The sequence below is a fragment of the Streptomyces viridosporus genome, from assembly GCF_002078235.1.
Lineage (GTDB): Bacteria > Actinomycetota > Actinomycetes > Streptomycetales > Streptomycetaceae > Streptomyces > Streptomyces viridosporus.
Genome location: NZ_MSGP01000038.1, coordinates 1 through 7,507, shown reverse-complemented (window position 1 = coordinate 7,507; position 7,507 = coordinate 1). Strand labels below are relative to the sequence as shown.

Sequence of the window (7,507 nt, the reverse complement as noted above, 5' to 3'; positions counted from 1 at the left end):
AGTTCCTCGCCCTGGTAGACGTATGCGGCGCCGGGCAGCGCCAGCATCAGCAGCGCGGCGGCCCGGGCGCGGGCGGCGCCGAGTCCGCTGCCCTGGGGGGTGGGTTCGCCGTAGCGGGTGACGGTGCGGACCTGGTCGTGGTTGTTGAGGACCCAGGTGACGGTGGAGCCGGTGCCGGCTATGTCCTCCATGGCCTCGGAGATGACCTTGCGGAAGGCGTCGGCGTCCCAGGGGGCGCCGAGCAGGTCGAAGAAGAACGCCTGGTGCAGCTCGTCCGGGCGGACGTACTGGGCGTGCTCGCGGGCGCTGGGGACGGAGACCTCGCCGACCAGGAGGCGTTCGCGGCCGTCGCGGGCGGTGTACTCCTCGCACACCGCGCGCCAGTGCCGCCACACCTCGTGCACCTCGGGCTGGTTCCAGGCCAGCGGGTTGACCGAGTCGCGGGTGCGGGCGTCGGCCTCCGGGTCGGGCGAGTCGGGCAGCTCGGGGTGCTTGAACAGGCCGGCGGCGACGTCGATGCGGAAGCCGTCGACGCCCCGGTCCAGCCAGAAGCGCAGGATGCGGTCGAACTCGGCGGCGACCTCCGGGTTGCGCCAGTTCCAGTCCGGCTGTTCGGGCGTGAACATGTGCAGGTACCACTGGCCGGGCCGGCCGTCCGGCTCGGTGAGGCGGGTCCAGGCGGGGCCGCCGAACATGGCGTGCCAGTTGTTGGGCGGTTCGGCGCCGTCGGGTCCGCGGCCGTCGGCGAAGTGGAAGCGGGCGCGCTCCGGGCTGCCGGGGGCCGCGGCGAGCGCCGCGCGGAACCAGGGGTGCTCGCTGGAGCAGTGGTTGGGGACGATGTCCAGCAGCACCTTGATGCCGAGCCGCCGGGCGGCGTCCACCAGCAGGTCGAACTCGGCGAGGTCGCCGAAGACCGGGTCGACGTCCGTGTAGTCGGCCACGTCGTAGCCGTGGTCGTGCTGCGGCGAGGGGTAGAAGGGGCTCAGCCAGATCCCGTCCACGCCGAGCTTCCTCAGGTACGGCAGCCCCGCCCTGACTCCGGCGAGATCGCCGATGCCGTCACCGGTGCTGTCCAGGAAGCTGCGGACGTACACCTGGTAGATCACTGCGTCGCGCCACCAGTGGTGGGTGTCGATGTGCTGGAGACTCACCCCGTCGACCTGTCTGTGCGTGCGGAGGCCGCCCGGGACTCCGGGCCGGCGGTTATGCATGCATGTTAAGTAGGCGTGTCGAGAGGGTGTCAACGAATGCGCGGAAGCTGCCAGGGAGTTGCCGGGGTGAAAAGGATTCATATCCGGACGAATCGCCGACGAATGAGACGTCGGCGTTACCTAACAAGTAACTAGGAGGATCTAGCGGGAGGAGACGGCGGCAAGCTCGGTCGCCAGCCGGCGCACCGCGGCCTCGGGCGTCTGCTGCCCGGTCATCGCGTCGTGCGCGACGGCCTGCACGACCAGGCTCACCTGGTCGTAGTGCGGGCTCTTGGGGCGCGGGGCGGCGGCGAGCACGCTCTCGCGCAGGGTCGGCAGGTAGGGGAACCGCCGGACCAGTTCGGGGTCGTCGTACAGCGCGGCCCGCACCGGCGGCAGCGCGCCGCGCGTGAGGACCTGGCGCTGGACCCGCTCGCCGGTGAGGTACGCGATCAGGCGCGCCGCGGAGTCGGGGTGCCGGGCGTGGCTGCTGACGGCCAGGTTGGAGCCGCCGAGGACGCTCGTCCCCGGACCGTCCAGCCCCGGCAGCGGCACGGCGCCCACCTTGCCCGCGACCTCGGAGTCCGGGGCGGAGGCGGCGACGTAGGCGTAGGGCCAGTTGCGCAGGAAGAGCAGCCGGCCGTCCTGGAAGGCCTGCTTGGACTCCTCCTCCTTGTACGTCAGCGCCTCCTGCGGGATCCAGCCCTCGCGGACCCCGCGCGCCAGGAAGCCGATGCCCTCCCTGGCCGCCCGGGAGTCCACGGTGACGCGCTCGCCCTCGTCGCCGAGGATGGTGCCGCCGGCCGAGTAGACGGCCTCGGCCGCGTTGACGGTCAGGCCCTCGTAGGGCAGGAACTGGCCCGCGTAGCCGTCGAGGCCGTGCTCCGGGGCGACGGTCCTCGCGATCCGCTCCAGCTCGGCCCAGCTGCGCGGCGGCTCGACGCCCTCCTCGGCCAGGACGTCCTTGCGGTACAGGAGCAGTCCGGCGTTGGTGACGTAGGGGACGGCGTAGAGCCGGCCGTCGTAGGTCGCCGTGTCCACCACCCGGGGCAGGAAGGTGCCGAGCGGGAAGCGGTCACGGGGCAGCGGGCGGATCCAGCCGGCGGCGGCGAACTCCGAGGTCCAGCTGACGTCGATGTTGAGCACGTCGAACCGGCCGCGCTCGCCGCCGCGCAGGTCGGTGATCATCTGCGCGCGGGTCTCGTCGGCCGAGTCGGGCAGTTCGACGAGGGTGACCTTCTCCCCGGGATGGGTGCGGTTCCAGCCCTCGAGGACGGAGCCGAGATAGCCGGTGAGGTCGCCGGCGGTGGCCAGGGTGAGCGGGCCGCGGCCGTCCGCGCCGGCCTCGCCGGCCCGCGCTCCGGAGGCGACGTAACCGGTCAGGACCACGACCAGGACGAGGAGGCCCCTACCCGCGGCACGGATCCACCGCATAGGTTCCTCCCTGTACACCGGCACCCGGGCACCCTTGTCCGGGAGTCAGAGGCCATGTATACCCGTTAGGTATGCGCGATACTAGGGCCCGCGGCACACAACTCGGGATGCGAGGAGGAGAGCACGAGTGCGGCTGCCCCTCCTGGCCCTGCTCGCGCGCGGCCCGGCCCACGGCTACGAGCTCAAGCAGGACCTTGAGCAACTGCTGGGCTCCGCGTACCCTCAGCCGAACGTCGGCCAGATCTACGTCACCCTCGGCCGCCTCGAGAAATCGGGGCTGATCGAGGGCGAGGACGTCGAGCAGTCGAGCCGGCCCAACAAGAAGGTCTACCACCTCACCGACGCCGGGCGGGAGGCGCTGCACGCCTGGTACGAGGAGACGGCGGACGAGCCGCGGGTGCGGGACGAGTTCTTCATGAAGCTGGCCCTGGCCCCGCAGACCGGTCTCGCCGACCAGATCGCCCTGATCAACCGGCAGCGGCGCCAGTACCTCAACACCATGCGGCAGTTGTCGAAGCTGGCCGCCGCCGAAGACCGGGACAACCGCATCGCCCACCTGCTGATCGAGGGCGCGATGCTGCACCTGCAGGCCGACCTCGACTGGCTGGAGCGGTGCCAGGAAGAGCTGGAGGGGCTTCAGTGAGCGAGAGCACCGCTCCCGTGCTGCGTGCCGAAGGCCTGGTCAAGACGCACCACGGCGAGGGCGCCCCGGCGCACGCCGTGCGCGGGGTCGATCTGAGCGTGACGCGCGGCGAATTCGTCGCGATCACCGGTCCGTCCGGCGCGGGCAAGTCGACGCTGCTGCACCTGCTCGGCGGACTGCAGCGGCCGGACGCGGGCAGCATCTGGCTGGACGGCGAGCGCACCGACGGCTACGGCGAGGCGCGCTGGGCGGTGGAGCGCCGCAAGCGGATCGGGATCGTCTTCCAGTTCTTCAACCTCGTCTCCGACCTGTCGGTCGCCGACAACGTGGAACTGCCCGCCCTGCTCGCCGGGGTGCCGCCGAGGAAGGCCCGCGCCGAGCGCGAGGAGCTGCTGGCCGAGCTGGGGCTTCAGGGCAAGGAGCGGAGCATGCCGGGCGAGCTGTCCGGCGGCGAGCAGCAGCGGGTCGCGCTGGCCCGGGCGCTGGTCAACCACCCGCCGCTGCTGCTGGCCGACGAGCCCGCGGGCAGCCTGGACAGCAGGGGCACCCGCGAGGTGATGCGGCTGCTGTCCCGCTTCCACCGGCGGGGCCAGACGATCCTGCTGGTCACCCATGACGCCCGGCTGGCGAGCGCCGCGGACCGGGTGATCAGCTTCTTCGACGGGCGGATCGCCGACGACGCGGAGCTCGACGGCGTGCCACCGCGCGGCAAGGGCATATCCGGGGTCCTGGAGCTGAAGGACTGACATGCGGGCCTGGTACGACCATTGCGCGCCGGGGGACTGAGGCCGGTGCGGGCGACCCTGCGCTGGGCGCACTCCGATCTGCGCACGCACCGCGGCGAGGCGCTGTTCCTGGTCCTCGCCACCGCGGGCATCGTCGCGTCCCTGCTGCTGGCCACGGCCCTGTTCGGGTACGCGACCAACCCCTGGCAGCGCGTCTTCGCGCAGGCGCACGGCGCGCACGTGACGCTGCACACCACCGCCGCCGCCGACGCCGGGAAGCTGGCCGACCTGGACGGCGTGGAGTCCGTCACCGGCCCCCACCCCACCGCCCCGGCCACCCTCGTCTCGCGCGGCAGCCGCGCCTCGGTCGAGCTGCGCGGCACCGTCGAGCGCCCCGAGGTGGGCCGCCCGCTGGTCACTTCCGGGCACTGGCTGGACCCGGCCGTCCCCGACGGCGTGGTCCTGGAGAGCCGTCTGGCCGGTGCGCTGCTGGCGGCACCCGGTGACACGCTCACCGTGTCCGGCACCGCGCGGAAGCTGACCGTCGTCGGCGTCGCCGACAGCGCCGAGCCCCGCTACCGGCCCGGTGAGCGGCCGGGCCTGGTGTGGGCCCTGCCGTCGGCCGTGGCGGACCCGGGCGGACAGGTGGTCGGGCTCCGGCTGACCGACCCCGGTGACACCGGGTACGCCGTGCAGCGGGCGGTAACCGTGCTGGGCGCCGGGGCGATCGGCGAGGTCACCACCTGGCAGCAGGCGCGTGCCGAGGCCCAGGGCGACAACCGGCTGCTCGGCCAGGTGCTGGGCCTGTTCGGGCTGGGCGCGCTGATCGCCGCCGGGTTCGCCGTGCACGGGGCGATCGGCACCCGGATCCGGGGGCACCTGCGGGACATCTCCGTCCTCAAGGCGATCGGCTTCACACCGGGCCAGGTCGTCCGCGTCTTCCTGGTCCAGCACCTGGTCTACGCCCTGCTGGGCGCCGTGGCCGCCGCCGTGCTCACCGAGGCGCTGGGCAGCGCGGTGCCGGGGCGGCTCGGCGACGCGGTCGGCGTGTGGCAGGGGCTGCCCGGGCACACCGCCGCGCTGTTCGCGGTGCCGGTGGGGGCGGTGCTGTTCATCGGCGCGACCACCGGGCTCGCCGCCTGGCGGGCCGGCCGGGTGCCGCCGGTGCCGGTGCCGCGGCCCTCGGCTCCCCCGGCCGGCCGGCTGACGGGCGTGGCGCGGCGGGCGCTGGGAGCACGGGTGCCGCCGGCGCTGGTGCTCGGCTGGCACCGGGCGTTCACCCGCCGCCCGCGTTCCCTGGGCGCGGTGGCCCGGCTGGCGCTGCCGCTGCTGCTGATCGTGGTGGCGATGAGCGCGTGGACCACCCTGGACCGCTTCCACAGCACCCCCGAGCGGGTGGGGCTGCCGACCGCGCTCAGCGTCCGCGCCGACGCAGGTCCCGGCGAGCGGGAGGTCCGCGCCCTGCTGGAGCGCGATCCGCAGGTCACCGCCGCCTACCCGGGCGTGGAAGTGGCCGCCCTGGTGCCCGGGCAGACGGCCACCATCGCCCTGCGCGGTCTCGGCACCCACCGGGAGCCGTACCCGTTCACCCTGGCCGAGGGCCGGGCCGCGCGCGGCCCGGACGAGGCGGTGGCCGGGCAGGGGCTGCTCGATCTGCTGCACGTCCGGGTCGGCGACTGGGTGCGGGTGACCGTCGGCGACCGGCCGCAGATCCTGCACATCGTCGGCCGCAGCATCGAACCGGAGAACGCCGGCCGGGTCATCTCCACCTCGCTCGACACCCTCCGCGCCAACGACCCGGACCTCCGGCCGACCCTCCACCACCTCCGTCTGGCCCCCGGCGCCGACCCGGAGGCGGTGGCCGACCGGCTGACCGAGGCCGGGCGCGGCCATCTCGACGTGCACGCGGTGGCCAACCCGGCCGACGGGCTGTCCCCGCTGCGGGCGGTGGTGCTCGGGCTGATCGTGGTCCTCGCCCTGATCGGGCTGATCGAGCTGCTGACGGCGATCGGCGGCACGGTCCGCGAGGGCGAGCGGGACCTGCTGGCGCTGAAGGCCATCGGCCTCTCCCCCCGGCAGATCACCGCGATCACGGTCACGGCCACCTCCGGCACCGCGCTGGCGGCCGTGCTCGTCGCCACCGCCCTGGGGCTGCCGCTGGCGCACTGGCTGATCGACGCCCAGGGCAGGTCGAGCGGCATCGGCGCCGGCATCGCCCAGGGGCCCTCCCCCGTGCTCCTGCTGCTGCTCGGGGCGGCCGCCGTGCTGGGCGCCGCCGCCCTCGCCGCCCTCCCGGCCGCACGGGCGGCCCGCCGCCGCCTCGCGGACACGCTGAGCGCGGTCGCCTGAACTCCCGGCGGGGTCAGCCGCCGTAGGGGCCCCGGGGGTGCCGCGGGGGGTACGGCGGCCGCGGGGCGTACGGGTTGCCGCTCCCCCCGGGCGCGTACGGCCCCTGCGGGCCCGGCCCGTACGGGTGCTGCGGACCCGGCCCCTGCGGGTACGGGGCGTACGGGTGCTGCGGGTGGGGGACGTGCGGGTGGCCGTAGGGGTTGCCCTGCGGCGGTACGTGCGGCAGTCCCGTCGGGACGGGGCCCGGCAGGGGCGGGAGGCTCGCCGGGTGCGTGCGCAGCCGGATGCCGTAGCGCCGCTTCAGCCGGCCCGTCTCCAGCAGGGCGATGGCCGTGACGGTGACGGGCGCGCCCAGGATGAAGACGACGCCCAGGGTGAGGCTGAGCCCGTGCAGATCACCGGTGATGAGGTCCGGGACCGCCATCAGCCAGCTGGTGACCGCGGCGAGCAGCGCCGGCAGGGAGCGGTGCACGGCGGCCGCCCCGAAGAGGTTGCCGGAGACCCGCACGGCTCCGGCGACCACGAAGACCATGAGCCACATCATCGCCAGGCCGCCGACCAGGGACAGCAGGATGCCGCCCGACGTGCTGGTCGTCTGCACCAGCAACGCCAGGCCGACGACGCTGCCGACGAACAGCAGGAGCAGCTTGAGGGAGTTGAGCAGCGGCCCCCGGAGCTGCCGCACGGTACCGGTGCTCCGCCAGACGAAGAGCATCACGCCGACCGTCAGCGGGGTGAGGAACAGCAGCACCGCCGACGCGGTCAGCGCGTTCTCCAGCAGCTCCGTGAGGGCGAACCCGCCCTCGACGAAGGTGTAGACGCCGAGCGAGGCGACCGCTCCGGCGACGACCCGGAAGCGCTTGAGGCGCTCCACGGTCGGATCGAGCGAGTCCGGTATCCACGCGGGGTGGAACACCGCCCGGGCGACCGTGTGGGGCTTCAGAAAGGACCGGGCCGTCAGCGTGCCGTCCGTCCAGCTTCCTCGTGCGCGTGCCACCTGATGCTCCCCCGAGCGCTCGCTTCCATGATCGCCGGGGATTGTACGGGAGGCGGACGGCGCCGTGCCGTCCGCCTCCCGCACCGTGCCTCACCGCCGGCCGCGCAACTCCCGGTAGGTGCTGACGAGGGCCTGGGTGGAGGCGTCCAGGCCGGGTACCGGGGTGCCT

6 protein-coding genes are annotated in these 7,507 nt (G+C 74.0%); 3 read left to right on the top strand and 3 right to left on the bottom strand.

Annotation, left to right across the window (positions count from 1 at the left end):
* A partial coding sequence (locus B7L92_RS02760) for an alpha-amylase family glycosyl hydrolase (protein ID WP_255310731.1) occupies window positions 1-1,106 on the bottom strand: 1,106 nt, incomplete at its 3' end.
* Window positions 1,107-1,352: 246 nt separating this feature from the next.
* Window positions 1,353-2,624: an ABC transporter substrate-binding protein gene (locus B7L92_RS02755; protein WP_081235907.1), complete on the bottom strand. Its 1,272-nt coding sequence runs from the start codon at window positions 2,622-2,624 to the stop codon at window positions 1,353-1,355.
* 127 nt (window positions 2,625-2,751) lie between these two features.
* On the opposite strand from B7L92_RS02755, the gene B7L92_RS02750 reads away from it, so the two are divergent.
* The 3 genes from B7L92_RS02750 to B7L92_RS02740 are packed head-to-tail and all read left to right on the top strand — an operon-like array spanning window position 2,752 to window position 6,341.
* Window positions 2,752-3,267, top strand: a complete 516-nt coding sequence (locus B7L92_RS02750) for a PadR family transcriptional regulator (protein WP_081235906.1) — start codon at window positions 2,752-2,754, stop codon at window positions 3,265-3,267.
* The gene (locus B7L92_RS02745) at window positions 3,264-4,013 is read left to right on the top strand and encodes an ABC transporter ATP-binding protein (RefSeq protein ID WP_081235905.1); all 750 of its coding nucleotides are present in this window, start codon (window positions 3,264-3,266) and stop codon (window positions 4,011-4,013) included. Before B7L92_RS02750 ends, B7L92_RS02745 begins: the two co-directional genes overlap by 4 nt.
* Before the next feature lie 45 nt (window positions 4,014-4,058).
* Window positions 4,059-6,341 (top strand): ABC transporter permease, encoded by a 2,283-nt coding sequence (locus tag B7L92_RS02740; protein WP_081235904.1) that lies wholly within the window; start codon window positions 4,059-4,061, stop codon window positions 6,339-6,341.
* A gap of 13 nt (window positions 6,342-6,354) precedes the next feature.
* On the opposite strand, the gene B7L92_RS02735 is transcribed toward B7L92_RS02740, so the two are convergent.
* The gene (locus tag B7L92_RS02735) at window positions 6,355-7,338 is read right to left on the bottom strand and encodes a hypothetical protein (RefSeq protein ID WP_081235903.1); all 984 of its coding nucleotides are present in this window, start codon (window positions 7,336-7,338) and stop codon (window positions 6,355-6,357) included.
* Window positions 7,339-7,507: the final 169 nt, after the last annotated feature.